The 13,897-nt window shown below is 68.5% G+C and carries 16 protein-coding genes; 8 read left to right on the top strand and 8 right to left on the bottom strand.

Features of this window, described 5'->3' with window-relative positions; translation table 11 throughout:
• Nucleotides 1–483: 483 nt before the first annotated feature.
• A complete protein-coding gene (locus tag ABZX22_RS43490; protein WP_354922670.1) occupies nucleotides 484–1,101 on the bottom strand; it encodes a DUF6461 domain-containing protein in 618 nt (205 codons plus the stop codon).
• Nucleotides 1,102–1,175: 74 nt separating this feature from the next.
• Entirely contained in the window at nucleotides 1,176–3,029 is a 1,854-nt protein-coding gene (locus tag ABZX22_RS43485) for a LamG-like jellyroll fold domain-containing protein (RefSeq protein ID WP_354922667.1), read from the bottom strand.
• An 81-nt stretch (nucleotides 3,030–3,110) separates the two neighbouring features.
• On the opposite strand from ABZX22_RS43485, the gene ABZX22_RS43480 reads away from it, so the two are divergent.
• Nucleotides 3,111–3,860 carry a DNA cytosine methyltransferase gene (locus ABZX22_RS43480; protein WP_354922664.1) on the top strand — a complete coding sequence of 250 codons (750 nt, stop codon included), beginning with the start codon at nucleotides 3,111–3,113 and terminating at the stop codon, nucleotides 3,858–3,860.
• Between the two features lie 187 nt (nucleotides 3,861–4,047).
• On the opposite strand, the gene ABZX22_RS43475 is transcribed toward ABZX22_RS43480, so the two are convergent.
• From ABZX22_RS43475 to ABZX22_RS43465, 3 genes are read right to left on the bottom strand one after another with little or no spacing between them, the layout of a single operon-like run.
• Entirely contained in the window at nucleotides 4,048–4,524 is a 477-nt protein-coding gene (locus ABZX22_RS43475) for a hypothetical protein (RefSeq protein WP_354922661.1), read from the bottom strand.
• Nucleotides 4,521–4,649 (bottom strand): hypothetical protein, encoded by a 129-nt coding sequence (locus ABZX22_RS43470; RefSeq protein WP_354922658.1) that lies wholly within the window; start codon nucleotides 4,647–4,649, stop codon nucleotides 4,521–4,523. The genes ABZX22_RS43475 and ABZX22_RS43470 overlap by 4 nt, the downstream gene beginning before the upstream one ends.
• A gap of 46 nt (nucleotides 4,650–4,695) precedes the next feature.
• Nucleotides 4,696–5,655: a hypothetical protein gene (locus tag ABZX22_RS43465; protein WP_354922655.1), complete on the bottom strand. Its 960-nt coding sequence runs from the start codon at nucleotides 5,653–5,655 to the stop codon at nucleotides 4,696–4,698.
• A gap of 543 nt (nucleotides 5,656–6,198) precedes the next feature.
• Here ABZX22_RS43465 and ABZX22_RS43460 point away from each other — a divergent pair.
• From ABZX22_RS43460 to ABZX22_RS43430, 7 genes are read left to right on the top strand one after another with little or no spacing between them, the layout of a single operon-like run.
• Nucleotides 6,199–6,534, top strand: a complete 336-nt coding sequence (locus ABZX22_RS43460) for a metalloregulator ArsR/SmtB family transcription factor (RefSeq protein ID WP_354922652.1) — start codon at nucleotides 6,199–6,201, stop codon at nucleotides 6,532–6,534.
• An 11-nt stretch (nucleotides 6,535–6,545) separates the two neighbouring features.
• Nucleotides 6,546–7,790 carry a GNAT family N-acetyltransferase gene (locus tag ABZX22_RS43455; RefSeq protein ID WP_354922649.1) on the top strand — a complete coding sequence of 415 codons (1,245 nt, stop codon included), beginning with the start codon at nucleotides 6,546–6,548 and terminating at the stop codon, nucleotides 7,788–7,790.
• A gap of 53 nt (nucleotides 7,791–7,843) precedes the next feature.
• Nucleotides 7,844–8,191, top strand: a complete 348-nt coding sequence (locus ABZX22_RS43450) for a metalloregulator ArsR/SmtB family transcription factor (RefSeq protein WP_354922646.1) — start codon at nucleotides 7,844–7,846, stop codon at nucleotides 8,189–8,191.
• On the top strand, nucleotides 8,188–8,901 hold the full coding sequence (locus tag ABZX22_RS43445) for an MIP/aquaporin family protein (RefSeq protein WP_354922643.1): 714 nt from the start codon (nucleotides 8,188–8,190) through the stop codon (nucleotides 8,899–8,901). Before ABZX22_RS43450 ends, ABZX22_RS43445 begins: the two co-directional genes overlap by 4 nt.
• Before the next feature lie 47 nt (nucleotides 8,902–8,948).
• Entirely contained in the window at nucleotides 8,949–9,629 is a 681-nt protein-coding gene (locus ABZX22_RS43440) for a MarR family transcriptional regulator (RefSeq protein WP_354922640.1), read from the top strand.
• 3 nt (nucleotides 9,630–9,632) lie between these two features.
• Nucleotides 9,633–10,283, top strand: coding sequence for an arsenate reductase ArsC (locus ABZX22_RS43435; protein WP_354922637.1), 651 nt, complete (start codon nucleotides 9,633–9,635; stop codon nucleotides 10,281–10,283).
• Nucleotides 10,284–10,324: 41 nt separating this feature from the next.
• Nucleotides 10,325–10,735: an arsenate reductase ArsC gene (locus tag ABZX22_RS43430; protein WP_354922634.1), complete on the top strand. Its 411-nt coding sequence runs from the start codon at nucleotides 10,325–10,327 to the stop codon at nucleotides 10,733–10,735.
• Here ABZX22_RS43430 and ABZX22_RS43425 read toward each other — a convergent pair.
• From ABZX22_RS43425 to ABZX22_RS43415, 3 genes are all read right to left on the bottom strand, one after another.
• On the bottom strand, nucleotides 10,720–11,943 hold the full coding sequence (locus tag ABZX22_RS43425) for a M28 family peptidase (RefSeq protein ID WP_354922631.1): 1,224 nt from the start codon (nucleotides 11,941–11,943) through the stop codon (nucleotides 10,720–10,722). The genes ABZX22_RS43430 and ABZX22_RS43425 overlap by 16 nt on opposite strands.
• A gap of 319 nt (nucleotides 11,944–12,262) precedes the next feature.
• Nucleotides 12,263–13,306: an ArsO family NAD(P)H-dependent flavin-containing monooxygenase gene (locus ABZX22_RS43420; RefSeq protein WP_354922628.1), complete on the bottom strand. Its 1,044-nt coding sequence runs from the start codon at nucleotides 13,304–13,306 to the stop codon at nucleotides 12,263–12,265.
• On the bottom strand, nucleotides 13,303–13,698 hold the full coding sequence (locus tag ABZX22_RS43415) for a metalloregulator ArsR/SmtB family transcription factor (RefSeq protein ID WP_354922625.1): 396 nt from the start codon (nucleotides 13,696–13,698) through the stop codon (nucleotides 13,303–13,305). Before ABZX22_RS43415 ends, ABZX22_RS43420 begins: the two co-directional genes overlap by 4 nt.
• Nucleotides 13,699–13,897 lie beyond the last annotated feature (199 nt).

The raw sequence follows: 13,897 nt of genomic DNA, 5'->3' as shown, positions 1-13,897 counted from the left end.
GTTCCCACCCGGGACCTGCCAACCCCGCTCCATGCGGCTCGCCACCAGCGGAAACGCGGTGGCGAGCCTCTCTTGTTCACTCCGGTTGGTTACGGCTTCCTACGGCCATTCACGGTTGATCGTTCCCACTCCGTTCCCACGGATTCGGCCTCCGAGCGACCGGTGCCGGGCGATATGGAGTCGGTCAGCGACTCTGGCCCGGTTGTCGTGGTAGCGGGCTGCCTTGTGTTGGTCCGCAGTGCCACCGGGCCACTGGCCGCTGAGGAGTTGCGCCGCCACGTCATCCAGCTTGAACTGCTTACCGGTCCGTTGCAGGGGGCCTGCATGACCCGTTACTGACTGGTTGAGCTCGGTGACCAGGGCGGGATGGGCCACGGTTGGGAGGAAACCTTGGGAAGCGATGTAGCGATCAAGGAAGTCGTCCCGCCGGACTGGCCAACGAACAGAGAGAGACACCGGCTGGGCGATCGTGATCAAGGTCTGTCAGTCAAGGCCTTCGGCCCATACGACGTATGAGGTATGCGTGGCGTCCAGCCATTCCTTGTCGATCTCGTGGCCGACCATCCTGCCGATAGCGACCAGCGCGGATGTGAAGCTCTCGCGCGGATCGATGACAGGCACGCCGGGCTTGCGCTCGTCGATGTTGAAACGCAGGCCGTGCAGGTACGGGTCGAGGGCGTCCGGATCGCGGCCCGACCGGTAGTTCGTGTCGATAACATCCAGGACGGTGATTAGCTCACCGTCCTGGGCGTACTTCAGCGTATTTTCGCCGTGGAGATCCCAGCTGATTGCCAGCGCCCGCCTGTCATCGCGCGACAGGGCGAGCAACGCTTCATTCTCGGTGACGCGGTAGTCACCTATGAGCACGGTCCAGCCGCCGAGAGTCCCCGCGAACAGGCCGCCGGCCTCATCGCCGCTCCCGTCAGAGCCGGAGCCCCACCCGGCGAAGCTGTCCGGCACCGCGGTGCCAGGATCGCCGTTCAAGAGGACGACCGCTTCTTCGACTGGGATGCCTTCGCACCATACGGCGTAGAACTGCTGCATCGAAACATCGCTGGGATCGTAGGAGCGAAGCAGGTGAAACAGATGGTCCGCAGGCACGTTCAGCCTCCCAATTCGAATGATCTAGCAAGCTGCCGCCCGGCCCACAGGGCCGGGCGACACTCGAGTTCCGGTTACGGTGTGCCCTTGACGCTCACCCAGAACCGGTCACCGTTAGGCCGCGTGGTGCCCTCTGGTATGAGCACGCGGTATCGCGAGTAGAACACGGTCAGATACCAGCCGTCGCTCCGGTTGTTTTTGACCGGCACTCCGCGAACGGAGAAATTGCCGTCGCCCCATCCAGGGCCTTCCTTGACGGAGTTGAACGGGAACTCGTCACAGTCGCCGACCACCTGGGCCGCCCGGCATGCCTTAGTTCTCTCCGATACCTGGACCGCTCCCCACGTTCGGCCGTCCGGGTCAAGGGGGCGCGGTTCGTTCTCGTTGATCCGCGTCAGCGGGGCCCGGGCACGAGCAGTCGTCCCGTCCCAGTTTCCTGGGACCACCTTCTGCCCCTGCGCCTTCTTGGGCACTGTATCGTCGGGAGTGTTGTAGGCAGCCCAGATATGTGCGGCGACCGGCCCTCGCTTGACGTGGTCCACATCCGTTCGGTAAATGCGGCTCACGTCCGGGAAGATGCAGGCGCCCGTGTAGCGGACGCGCTTTTCTTCCGGCCACGACCCCGGGCTGCCCGGGCCCAGGGTAAGGTCGTCGCAGCGAACGGTCGGAGGAGTCCAGATGCCGTTCTGCCGGTCGTCGTCGAGTTTGCCCCACAGCGGAAAACTTGACGGCCCCACTGAGGTGACGAGGTCCTTGATCTTCACCCAGGGGAACACCGAGCACCTACGCACCTCCTCGCCGGAGCTCTCGGACTTGAAGCGGAAGTATCGCATTGTGCCGTTCCAGTCCTTGACAGGAGCCTCCCGATCACCATTTATCGTCTTGGCGCATGTCGAGCCGCTGGAGCCCGGCTTGGACGTCACCGACAGCTCAAGCCGCGAGTTCCCGATGCCGGTCTCCAATTGGAAGTCGACCTGGTCGAATGCGACCCACATGGAGAACTCCTGCGGGGTCAGGGGGCCGGTTACGCCGTCGCTTCCCGGATTGCGGATCCCGCTTCCGTCACGTGTCCCCAGGTACGTGTTGATCACTGTGGTCGACCGCATCATCAGGTCTAGGCCCGGCGAGCCGTCGGGGAGCTTCAGCCTGACCTTCTTGCTTGTGCCGGTGTCAGGGTCAATGTCGTTGACCCACACACTGATCCCGAACCATCTGACGGAGCAGCCGCTGAAGACGGTGGCGTCCGTCCAGATTCCCCAGATGGCCTCCTTGGGGCCTTTCGCCCGGCAGGTGTCGAGGGAGAAGTGCCGATAGTTGACCTCGTACGGGTCGGGCTCGTTCTGCGTTGCCGACTCGGTCACCTCAGCTGTGGCTGTGGCTGTGGCCGGTGGTGTGGCCGCCGCTGCGGTTGAACTTGCGGCCAGCGAGCCGACCTCGTCCGCGGTGAGTGGCCGCTGGTAGGTACGCAGCTCATCCAGGTCGCCCCGCATGCTGCTGCCCAGCGTCATGGCTTGCTCGGCATGCCATCCGGCAAAGCTCAACGACTGGGTCTTCACCAGCTTCCCGTCGAGGTACAGAGTGGCGGTTTTGGCCGCGGCATCGTAGACACCCACCAGGTGGAACCAGGTGCCAACGGGTGGTTCGACGCCCGACAGCACCCCCTCGTTGATGGCGGCCGCGCTGTCCGCGCTGGTCAGGGTGAACACTAGGCCGTGGTCAGCGGTGTTACCCAAGCGGAAGGGAGCTTGGTGGACACCTCGCTGCTCAGCGACGCTGTAGTTGCCGTCCTTGTCCGCCCAGCGCAGCCATGCGGCGACGGTGAAGCTCTGGTCGCTGCGGATGACCGGGCCTGCCGTCTGGGCCAGTGGTTCCTCTCCTGGATTGACGGTGTCCACGGCGAGCAATTGCCATTCCGACCAGTTGGACACACGTTCGCCAGCGACCGCGCGGGCGCGCCAGCGGACCTTCCATCCGTCAGTCAGCTTGCCCGCCGGGACGCTGCCGCTGGCTTGGCGTTCCCGGCGTTCCTGTCGCTGATGCGGTCGGACCGGGCGCGGAACACGAACCCGACCACGGACCCGCTGGCGACCCTTGTCTCGGACGGCTCCAACCACGCGCTGGCCAGCGACCCGGACTTCCAGGACGGGATGCTGCCGCTGATGTTCCCGTTCCATGGCGGTGGTGACGAGTTCAGGTCGAGGCCCGCGTTCGAGGATCCCGCGCACGCGGTTACGGCCGGCGGCTACCATCACGGGCTCGGCGTCCATCCCGGCTGGACGCCGCCGCCCTCGCTCCTTATGCGCAACAACGGCAGCAAGGGAGACGGGCGCGAGCACGTCACTCCGACCACCGAGCACATGCGCACGGTCACCACGACCGGGCACCAGTCGCTGGTCACCGCCCCGTCCGTCCTGCCCATGCCCGAGACGCTGCTGATGGCCTACTACGGCAACGGACGCGTGCAGGGCGTGAACGAGCCGGTTGGGACAGTGCCCACCCGCGATCGGTGGGCGCTGCTTACCGCAGACGGCCAGATCGATGTGTCGTCCATCCTGCTCCGGATGCTCAGGATTCCCGAGTTCCGGCGGGCGCAGTCGTTCCCCGACCACTACAAGTTCGTCGCCGACACCGCGCGCGACAAGGTCAAGCTCATCGGCAACGCGGTCCCGCCGTCCATGGCCGAGGTCCTGACCTGCGCCATCATCGAGGCGATTCTCGGCATCAAGCTGCCCAGGTTCGAGTACTGCTTCGCCGCCTGATAGCGGTAACGCAATCTGCCCAGCCGTGGCGGCGGCGGGGCAGATTGCGTTACCGCCGAAATGCTCACCCTTGAGGCGGTCCCGCTGTCAGGAGCCGCCCGAAAGCGAGAAAGGTAGGGCTGGCGACACTACGAATCGTGCCGCCAACTCCAGACGTGCGCTTGGCTGGAGATTCGGCGCCCGCACCCTACGTCAGGCACTGTTGCATGGTCTTCCGTCGCGAGCCCGTGATCGGGCAGACTCGGAGCTCGCGGCCTGTCTCGTCGACGACCTTCCTGCGTCCCAAGGGCCGCTCGAGCAGGACGGGCACTTCGACGCCACGGAGGATGTCGAGCACGGCAGGCGGCCACAACTCGTCCCGCCACATCTCCAGCAGCGTGCGTCCGGGGGGCGGGCAGGCGTCGCGAAGCACTATCCGAAGCCGAACACTCGCCTCAGACTCGACGGCTTCGACTTTGTCGGCCTGGAGACATGCCGAGCCGCTCGCCCCGCCGAAGACCTGCAGGATGAGGACCCGTCCTTCCACCATGACCGTGTCGATCCGCCCGGGAAAGGGCGGTTCGACCGGCCGGGACTCCCGCATGCCAGCCACCATGGAGACGGCGACGGCCAGCACCAGGAGGCAGCACATGCGCCACAGGAAGGACGGGCCCAGGGGGTTCATTTCTTGTAGATATCCTTGCCGACGGCCTTCATCACGTCATGGATGTCGGTGAAGTAATTGATGCAGGTGGACCGGACAGGGCTGTTGTCGGCGTTTTCGCTGCCGTGGTGAATGCCCTTGGCCACCACGTATCCATCGCTCTTGCGGAAGGTGTAGACCGGGGCGCCTGAGTCACCGTCGATCGTGCACCTTCCGGATTTCTTCTACCTGAACCCAGCGTGTCGTGCTCGTCGGGGTCTCGAGCTTCCAGCCGATGTCGGCGACCTTGAAGCGGCAGATCTGGCCGTTGGACAGGGTATCCGGATCCGGGCTGGCGCCGCCGACGCAGTACTGGTCTGTATCTCGCGCGGGGACCGAGAATCGCCCGCCCCCGAATTGCTTTTCTGTTGAGTCCCTGCCACAGATGAAGATGGTGGGGCTGGTGACCCGGCCGAGTACCGTCTGCATCAGGGACACGTCGCCATAATAGGTCGGCTGGTTCGGCAGTTTGATCGTGCCTTGACCGGCCACCCAGTTCGTCCATTCGACGACACCGGCGCTCGTGATTCCGACAGACGCAACGCAGTGCCCGGCGCTCACCATGAGGTTGTCGGCCGCCGTCCCCATGGCGAATCCGGTCGTGCACGCCCCGAATGGGGTGCCGTCGGGCTTGGAGGAAGTGAACGCTGAGCCGCCGTTGAGCTTTCCCGTGTCATTCTGTCGGCTGTCCGCTACGGCGGAGGTGGAGGTGGAGGTGGAGGACGTCGTGCCGACGTCCAGTTGCGGTCGCTCACTCTCCGACCGCAGCCAGATGGCGACGTTGTACGTGCCGTACCGGTCCGCCAATGCCTTACGCAGCCCTGTGGAGGCGTCGGTGGACTGCACCACGACCAGGTTGCGCTCGGACCAGATATGGGTGGCGAACAGCGCGGTTCCCGCCGGGATCGTCGCGTTCAGATCGAGCACCTGGTCGGTGATGGCGTTCAGCGCCTGATAGCTGTTGGCGACCTCGGCATACCGAGGAGTGATCAAGTACGGAGTTTCCGCAGCGGGCACCGCGGCGGCCTTGGCAGCCGGTGCATCCTCGTTCTCGAACCCGATCGAGAGGGTCTCGTCGGCGTCGCCGTTGTCCAGCGCGGTCCCGGTCAGCACCTGGCTCGCGGTGTCCCTGCCCGCCGGCGTCGCGGGAGCGACGACGCGCCCGCTGGCCGGGTCGAAGTAGGGCGGGCCAGCGTGGTGGCGTTGGCCTGGGCGCGGTCGTCGGCGCCGGACAGCGCGTGCACGTTCTCGGCGGAGACCGGTAGCGCGTCCAGCTTCCAGTCCGCAGGCGCGGTGAACACTTCCACCCCGTCGGCTCTCGCCGGGTACAGGACCCCAGCGGAAACGCGGCGACGGGCCTCTTCTGTTCACTCCGGTTGATTACGGCTTCCTACGGCCATTCACGGTTGATCGTTCCCACTCCGTTCCCACGGGATTAGTCACGAGTGGCGTCCCAGATGCGCTTCATAGCCGCGTCCTGCTGTCCGTGAATGCACTTCGCGTAGACGCGCAGAAGAACGTCCACGCTGTGCACCCCTGTGGAGCGGAAACCCCCGTATGGAGCCATGTCGAGCCGGCGACGTGAACGTCCTGAAGCAGGTGATCAGTCCTGAGCGGCTGGACCTTGGCCAGATAATCGACTATCGTCGATAATCGATGAATAACGATGCGAAGCCGCTGGACCGGGCCGAGGCCGAGGAGTACGCGAGCTGGTTCAAAGCGCTGGCCGACGCCACGCGCATCCAGATCGTGTCGCTGCTGGCACGCCGCCGCGAGCCGATGACCGTGGGCGAGATCGTGACCGCCTCCGGTGTCGGCCAGTCGACCGTGTCGCACCATCTGAAGATCCTGGCCGAGGTGCGCTTCGTCCTGGTCGAACGGCAGGGAACCAGCAGCCTGTACCGGATCAACGAGAACTGCGTGAGCTGCTTCCCCACCGCCGCCGACGTGGTGATGGGCAAGCCCGTTCCCGCCACTCCGATCTGCGACTGAAGGAGGCAGCCATGGCCCACGACGAGGTCGTCAAGCGATACTCCGGACTCGCTCGCGCCGCCATGACCGGCGAGACGATCATCGACTGTTCGGCCGACGAGTTCGACAAGGGCTGCTTCGGCACCGCCGGCTACGACGACACCGCGGAGCTACCCGGCGGCGCCACCCGGGCCAGCCTCGGCTGCGGCAACCCGGTCGCCGTCGCCGAACTGCGCGCCGGCGAGACCGTGCTCGACCTCGGCTCGGGCGGCGGCATCGACGTCCTGCTGTCGGCCCGCCGGGTCGGCCCATACGGCAAGGCCTACGGCCTGGACGCCAGCGGCGACATGATCGAGCTGGCCAGACGCAACGCGGCGGAGGCCGGCGCGGCCAACGTCGAGTTCCTGCACGGCACCATCGAGGCCGTCCCGCTACCGGACCACTCGGTGGACGTCGTCATCTCCAACTGCGTGATCAACCTGTCAGACGACAAGGCGGCCGTCCTCGCCGAGGCCTTCCGCGTCCTACGCCCGGGCGGGCGGCTGGGGATCAGCGACATGGTGACCGAAGGCACGCTCGACCCGGTACGGCGCGCCGCCGCCGAGCAGCGGGTGGGCTGCGTCGCCGGCGCCCTGGAGGTGGCCGAGTACCGCGACCTGCTGCGTTCGACCGGCTTCGTCGGCACCTCGATGACCCTTACGGCTGACCACGGCGACGGGGTCCACTCGGCCATCGTCCAGGCGGTCAAGCCCGCGATCGGTCCCGGCCTGGAGATCCGCCCGATGCGCGAGGCCGACGCGAGCCAGGTGCTGGCCATCTACCAGGCCGGGCTGGACACCGGCCATGCCGGCTTCGAGACCACCGCCCCCAGTTGGGAGGCGTTCGACCACGGCAAGCTGCCCGGGCTGCGCTACGTCGCCGCCGACACCGACAGCGGCGAAGTCCTGGGCTGGGTCGCCGCCTCGCCGGTGTCCAGCCGGTGCGTCTACGCCGGAGCGGTGGAGCACAGCGTCTACGTCCATCCCGGCTGCCAGGCGCACGGCATCGGCCGCGCGCTGTTGACCGCTTTCATCGCCGCCAGCGAGGACGCGGGCATCTGGACGATCCAGTCCGGCGTCTTCCCCGAGAACACCGCCAGCCTTTCCCTGCACCAGGCGCTGGGTTTTCGAGTGGTCGGCACCCGCGAACGCATCGGCCGGCACCACGGCGTCTGGCGCGACGTGATTCTCATGGAGCGCCGGAGCTCGGTCACCGGCGTGGAGGACGCGTCCATCTGACGTTCATTTCGCCTTGACCGTGCTGATATCCATGGGCGTCAATATTGACGCCCATGGATGAGCTGACGGTCTTGGACTGCTGCGCGCCGCTGGTGCGTCAACCGCTGGACGAGGAGAGAGCGGCGGGGCTCGCGCGAGCGTTCAAGGCGCTCGGAGACCCGGTACGGCTGCGCATCGTCTCGATCGTGGCCGGCCATGAGGGCGGCGAGGCGTGCGTGTGCGACCTGACCGCGAGCTTCGACCTGGCCCAGCCGACGATCAGCCACCACCTCAAGGTGCTCAAGGACGTCGGCCTGCTCACCAGCGAACGGCGCGGCTCCTGGGTGTACTACCGGATCGTGCCCGACCGGCTCGCCGAACTGTCGGCGCTGCTCGCCGTACCGGCTGAGGTGGCCCGATGAGGCGCAGGCTGCTGGCCGAGTTCCTCGGCACCGCGCTGCTGGTGACCGTGGTCGTCGGGTCGGGCATCATGGCCCAGACTCTCTCCCCGGACGATGTGGGCCTGCAGCTGCTGGAGAACTCCACCGCCACTGTCTTCGGCCTGGCCGTGCTCATCGTCGTGCTGGGCCCGGTCTCCGGCGCCCACTTCAACCCGGTGGTGTCGCTGGCCGACTGGTGGCAGGGACGGCAGACCGGCCGGGGGCTGCGGACGGGCGAGCTCGGCGGCTACGTCGCCGCCCAGGTGCTGGGCGGCATCGGCGGCGCGGTGCTGGCCAACGCGATGTTCGACAAGCCCGTGATCACCTGGTCCACCACCGAGCGGGCGAGCGCGCACCTGTGGCTGGGAGAGGTCGTCGCCACCGCGGGCCTGGTGCTGGTGATCTTCTGCCTGACCCGGTCGGGCGGTACGGCTTTCGCCCCGCTGGCTGTGGGCGGCTACATCGGCGCGGCCTACTGGTTCACCTCCTCCACCAGCTTCGCCAACCCCGCCGTCACCGTCGGCCGCGCCTTCTCCGACACCTTCGCCGGCATCGCCCCCGCCTCCGTGCCAGGCTTCGTCGTCGCCCAACTGGTCGGCGGCGCCATCGGCCTGCTACTGGTCCACGGACTGTTCGGCCGCCCCGTAGTGGGCACGGCCGAGCCGGTCGTCCCGCATCCGGACTCCCGCTGACCGGTCGCCGCTTGCGCTCCCATGTTTACTCAATAATTATTGACTCAATGAACGCTGACTGGAGTTCTTCGGTGGAGGCCCGAGCGCGCGTGCACGCCGCGCTCGGCGACGCGGGGCGGTTGGCCATCGTGGACCGGCTGCTGCTGGGCGACGCGTCGCCGGGCGAGCTCGGCCAGGCGCTCGGCCTGCCCACCAACCTGCTCGCCCACCACGTGAAGCTGCTGCAGGAAGCGGGCGTCGTCGAACGCCGTCGATCCGAAGGCGACCGCAGGCGCACCTACCTGCGTCTGGTGCCGCAATCGCTGTCCGGTCTGCTGCCGGCCGCGGCCCGGCCCGCCCCTCGCATCGTCTTCGTCTGCACCCACAACTCCGCCCGCTCCCAGTTGGCCGCCGCCCTGTGGAGTCGCGCCAGCACCGTGCCTGCCACGTCGGCAGGCACTCATCCCGCACCGCGCGTCCACCCCCGCACGCTCACCCTGGCCGCCCACCACGGCCTCGACCTCGACCATGCCGCCACCCGCCACGTGGATCAGACACTGCGCCCCGACGACCTCGTCGTGGCCGTCTGCGACGCCGCCCACGAGCAGCTGGCCGACATCGACCGGCTGCACTGGTCCATCCCGGACCCCGTCCGCGCCGGCGGCGACGAGGCGTTCGAGCGGGCTTACACCGACATCGCCGACCGCGTCCAGCGCCTGGCGCCCGCCGTGCACTCTCCACAGGAGTGAGCCATGTCCCAGACCTACCGGCACCCGGACCTGTCCGTCGACCAGCAGCACGCCCTGTTCACGGCCGCTCGCCGTCTGGCCGAGGAATTCACCGGCACCTTCGGCACCGAGACCGTCGAACGGTTCCTGCACACCAGCTACGACCAGTTCGCCATCCACGGCAAGATCCCCAACTATCTGCCGCTCCTGGCCGAACGCTTCGCCCGCCAGCGCCTGCACGCCCTGGTCCGCGTGGAAGGGCACAGCGACGGACGGCCCGTCGTGCTGTTCCTCTGCGTCCACAACGCCGGACGCTCCCAGATGGCACTGGGCTTCTTCCAGCAGCTGGCCGCCGACCGAGCGCTGGCCTGGTCCGGCGGCTCGGAGTTCGCCGGCGAGATCAACCCCGCGGCCGTGGCGTCGATGGCCGAGCGGGGCATCGACATCACCGGCGAGTTCCCCAAGCCCTGGACCGAGGAGATCGTCCGCGCCGCCGACGTCGTCATCACGATGGGCTGCGGCGATGCCTGCCCCGTCTACCCGGGCAAACGGTACGAGGACTGGGAACTGGACGACCCGGCCGGCAAGAGCGTCCAGGACGTACGGCCCATCCGCGACGAGATCGAACGCCGGGTCCGTCGCCTGCTCGACGACCTCGGCATCCCCGCAGCCTGACCAGTGTGATCAGCAAGTCCAGCGAAGGAAGGTATCCACCCGTGAGCGACACCCCCAGCGTCCTGTTCGTCTGCGTCCACAACGCAGGCCGCTCCCAGATGGCCGCCGGATGGCTCACCCACCTGGCGGGCGACCGCGTCGAGGTCCGCTCCGCGGGATCGGCGCCCGCCGATCGGATCAACCCGGTGGCCGTCGAGGCGATGCGCGAGGTCGGCGTCGACATCACCGACCAGCACCCCAAGATCCTCACCACGGACGCCGTCCAGGCCTCGGACGTGGTCATCACCATGGGCTGCGGCGACGCCTGCCCGATCTTCCCCGGCAAGCGGTACGAGGACTGGAAGCTCGACGACCCCGCAGGCCAGGGCATCGAGGCCGTCCGCCCGATCCGCGACGAGATCGAACGCCGCGTGCGGGCGTTGCTGAAGGAGCTGGCTCAGGACCCGGCGTGAGCCAGCCGCCACACCGTGGCGGTGATCAACCGGGCTGCGGCCAGGAGCGTGTCCCTGTCGACGCGGTCCGGCGTTTCGGCGGGCGTCTGGTAGCCCGGCATGCCCATCCCGATGCCGAGCGCGGCCAGTCCTGCCGCGGCATACCGTCGGTTGTCGGAGGCCATGGCACCTGCTCGCAGCGGCACGCCTGTTTCGCGGGCGGCTTGGTCCATGGCGGCCAGGAGGGCGTGCGCGGGGCCGCCCGCCTCCACGGAGGCGGCTTGGTGCAGTTGAGCCGCTCCATCGAGATTGATCACCATCGTGTCCGGCGGCACGGTCGGGGCGTGGTGGGCCGAGCCCCAGGCGCCGGCCTCCTCGGCGTCCAGGAAGGCCACCGCCAGGTCGATCGGTACGGCATGCGCGGCGAGCACGCGGGCGGCTTCCAGGATCGCGGCCACGCCTGAGGCGTTGTCGGCCGCGGCCGGCAGCCGGCGTTCCGGGTCGTCGCCGACGCCGTCGTAGTGGGCGGTCAGCAGCACGCGCGCAGGCCCGTCGCCAAGGCGGGCGTGCACGTTGCGGCCTTCGGCGGTGACCGGCCGCAGCGGCATCGACGCCGTCACCTGGACGGCCCCGCGGGCCAGTGCGCCGGACAGCTCGCGGTGTAGTTCCATGCGCAGCGCGACGACGGGGGCCGCACGGACGCCCGGCCCGGCGATCATTTTGGGCATCCAGCCCTCGGCGTCGGTACCGCGCGCGGTCAGCACACCGGCCGCGCCGCCCTGCTCGGCCTTGCCGCAGGCTTTCGCCCAGTCGCCGGGTTCGGCCAGGATCCATCGGCCGCGGACGTCGGCGTCGTCCGTGTCTGCTACCAGAGGCGCGGTGAGCGGATGAGGAAGCTCCGCGGAGGCCAGGTGCTCGACGAAATCACGCCGGTGCTCCAGCCTTCGCGACTGCTCGTCGATCTTCCATTCCAGGACCGGCGTGGCATACAGCTCGCGCACGCCGGTGACCGGGAAGGAGACCAGTTCGACCTCGCCGCCCAGATCCCGCAGCTGGGTGGCGAGCCATTCTGCGGCGGACCGCCCGCCGGCTGTGCCCACGCGGCGGCCGGCGAAGCGGTCGCCGGCGAGCTCGCGCACGGTGGCGGTCATCCGCTGGATCGACACCTGCTCAAGGGCGATGGCTGACCCCGCCGCCTGGATGGGCGAGGAGGAGGTCATCCGCAGCATCCGGCCGCATCGCCGCCCGGGGCAGGAGTGGCAGCAGCCGGCGCCTGCCCGCAGCAGCCGGCAGCGGCTGCATCGGTCGCGGCGGCCGCGCTCCCGCAACAGATGGTCGCCGCTGCCGCGGCGGACGCCGCATCTGACGCCGGGGCGGGGGCGCCGCAGCAGCCGCCCGCCGCGGGCGGTGTGAAAGCGTCCTGCATATCGCCGATGAAGCCGCCGGAGGTCTCGGTTGCCATGACGGAACCCTTCCTAGATTCGATAGCCATCTAAGCAAGGGCGAGTCTAGCCGTCTACTTAGAGGCAAATCAATATAGAAGGATTTCTAATTAAGCCGCAGTTGGCCGGCGATGGCCGTGACCATGTCGCGTGCCGTACGGCCGGCGCCGATGAGGGTGGCGGAGGCGGGGCCGGTCCAGTCGCCGTATCCGAGCAGGTGCAGGCGTGGCTCGCCGATCGCCTGGGTGCCGTGGACAGGGATGAGGCCGTCGGGGCCGCGCAGCTTGAGGGGTGAGAGATGGCCGAGGGCGGGGCGGAAGCCGGTGCACCAGATGATCGCATCGCAGTCCCAGGTGGTGCCGTCCGCCCAGGCGACGCCGGTCTCGGTGAGGCAGGCGAACATGGGCTCGGCCTTCAGCACTCCCCGATCACGCGCCTCGCGCACCGGCGCCACGGCGACGATGTCACCCAGATTGGCGCCGTCCCCGTGCAGGCGGCGGGTGGCGTGCTCGAACAGCGCGCGCCCGTCGAGCTCGTCGGGCAGCAGGCGGGGCGGGCGGAGAGTGACCCAGGTGGTCTCGGCGATGGCGGAGACTTCGGCGAGGATCTGCGCGCCGGAGTTGGCGCCGCCCACGATCACCACGCGCTTGCCGGCGAAGGGCTCCGGGCCGCGGTAGCCGGCGGCATGGAGTTGCTCGCCGCGGAAGTCGCGCGTGCCCGGATAGTGCGGGAGAAAGGGGCGCCACCAGGTGCCGGTGGCGCTGATCACCACGCGCGCCGGCCAGGTGCCGCGGTCGGTTTCCACCAGGAGCCGTTCGCCGGCCCGCCGTACCGCCTGCACGGTCACCGGGCGCTGCACCGGCAGGTCGTAGCGGCGCTCGTAGTCGGCGAGGTACGAGACGGTGCCGGCGGCGCTCGGACAGCCGCCGTCCGGCGGGATGGGCATCATGCGGCCGGGCAGCGAACTGTACTGGGCGGGCGAGAACAGGCGCAGCGACGGCCAGACGTGCCGCCACGCTCCGCCGGGCTGCTCCTGAGCGTCGAGGATCACGAAGTCGGCCTTGGCTCGCCGCAGGTAGTAGCCGGCGGCCAGACCGGCCTGACCGCCGCCGATGACCAGGACATCGGTGGCGCGAGGGCGCACCGTCATACGGTGAGGAGTTCCACGTCGACCGGACCGCCGGACGCGGTGGTGGCGGCGGTGGCCGGCTGGGCGAGCGGGGTGAACAACGCGCCGAGCTTGTTCACCACCTCGGGGATGATCCGGTAGTAGACCCAGGTGCCGCGCCGTTCGCCGTCGATGAGGCCGGCGGTGCGCAGCACCTTCAGGTGGTGGGAGATGGTGGGCGCGGTCAGGTCGAAGGCGTCGGTGAGGTCACAGACGCAGGCCTCGCCGCCCGCGTGGGAGCCGATCATCGACAGCAGGCGCAGCCGTACCGGATCGGCGACCGCCTTGAGCAGGAGCGCCAGCTCGGCCGCGGCGTCCTCCGACAGCGGCTCGCGCGCGATCGGTGCGCAGCACTGGCTCGTCACGGCGGTCATCCGGCACCCCTTACTTCGAAAACTATCGAAATTATAGGCGATGGTAGGCGACCAAGGCCAATGCGGCGATCACGCAAGCGGTGGTGACCGCGCCCATCACCCAGATGTAGCCGACAGCTTGGGCGAGCGCGACCGCTCCCAGCCGTGGTCGCAGATGAGGCGCAAGGCCTCCTTCTGAGCTGCGGTCGGGTAGCCGTCT

The organism is Nonomuraea sp. NPDC003804, from assembly GCF_040610675.1.
Taxonomy (GTDB): domain Bacteria; phylum Actinomycetota; class Actinomycetes; order Streptosporangiales; family Streptosporangiaceae; genus Nonomuraea.
Note: the sequence above shows the minus strand (reverse complement) of the source record. Positions and strands in the feature narration are given on the sequence as shown.

Coding starts and splice junctions, on each gene's coding strand:
- ABZX22_RS43475 (WP_354922661.1), bottom strand. CDS start 4,524: ATGAACCCCCTGGGCCCGTCCTTCCTGTGGCGCATGTGCTGCCTCCTG.
- ABZX22_RS43460 (WP_354922652.1), top strand. CDS start 6,199: ATGAATAACGATGCGAAGCCGCTGGACCGGGCCGAGGCCGAGGAGTAC.
- ABZX22_RS43455 (WP_354922649.1), top strand. CDS start 6,546: ATGGCCCACGACGAGGTCGTCAAGCGATACTCCGGACTCGCTCGCGCC.
- ABZX22_RS43450 (WP_354922646.1), top strand. CDS start 7,844: ATGGATGAGCTGACGGTCTTGGACTGCTGCGCGCCGCTGGTGCGTCAA.
- ABZX22_RS43445 (WP_354922643.1), top strand. CDS start 8,188: ATGAGGCGCAGGCTGCTGGCCGAGTTCCTCGGCACCGCGCTGCTGGTG.
- ABZX22_RS43440 (WP_354922640.1), top strand. CDS start 8,949: ATGAACGCTGACTGGAGTTCTTCGGTGGAGGCCCGAGCGCGCGTGCAC.
- ABZX22_RS43435 (WP_354922637.1), top strand. CDS start 9,633: ATGTCCCAGACCTACCGGCACCCGGACCTGTCCGTCGACCAGCAGCAC.
- ABZX22_RS43425 (WP_354922631.1), bottom strand. CDS start 11,943: ATGCTGCGGATGACCTCCTCCTCGCCCATCCAGGCGGCGGGGTCAGCC.
- ABZX22_RS43420 (WP_354922628.1), bottom strand. CDS start 13,306: ATGACGGTGCGCCCTCGCGCCACCGATGTCCTGGTCATCGGCGGCGGT.
- ABZX22_RS43415 (WP_354922625.1), bottom strand. CDS start 13,698: ATGACCGCCGTGACGAGCCAGTGCTGCGCACCGATCGCGCGCGAGCCG.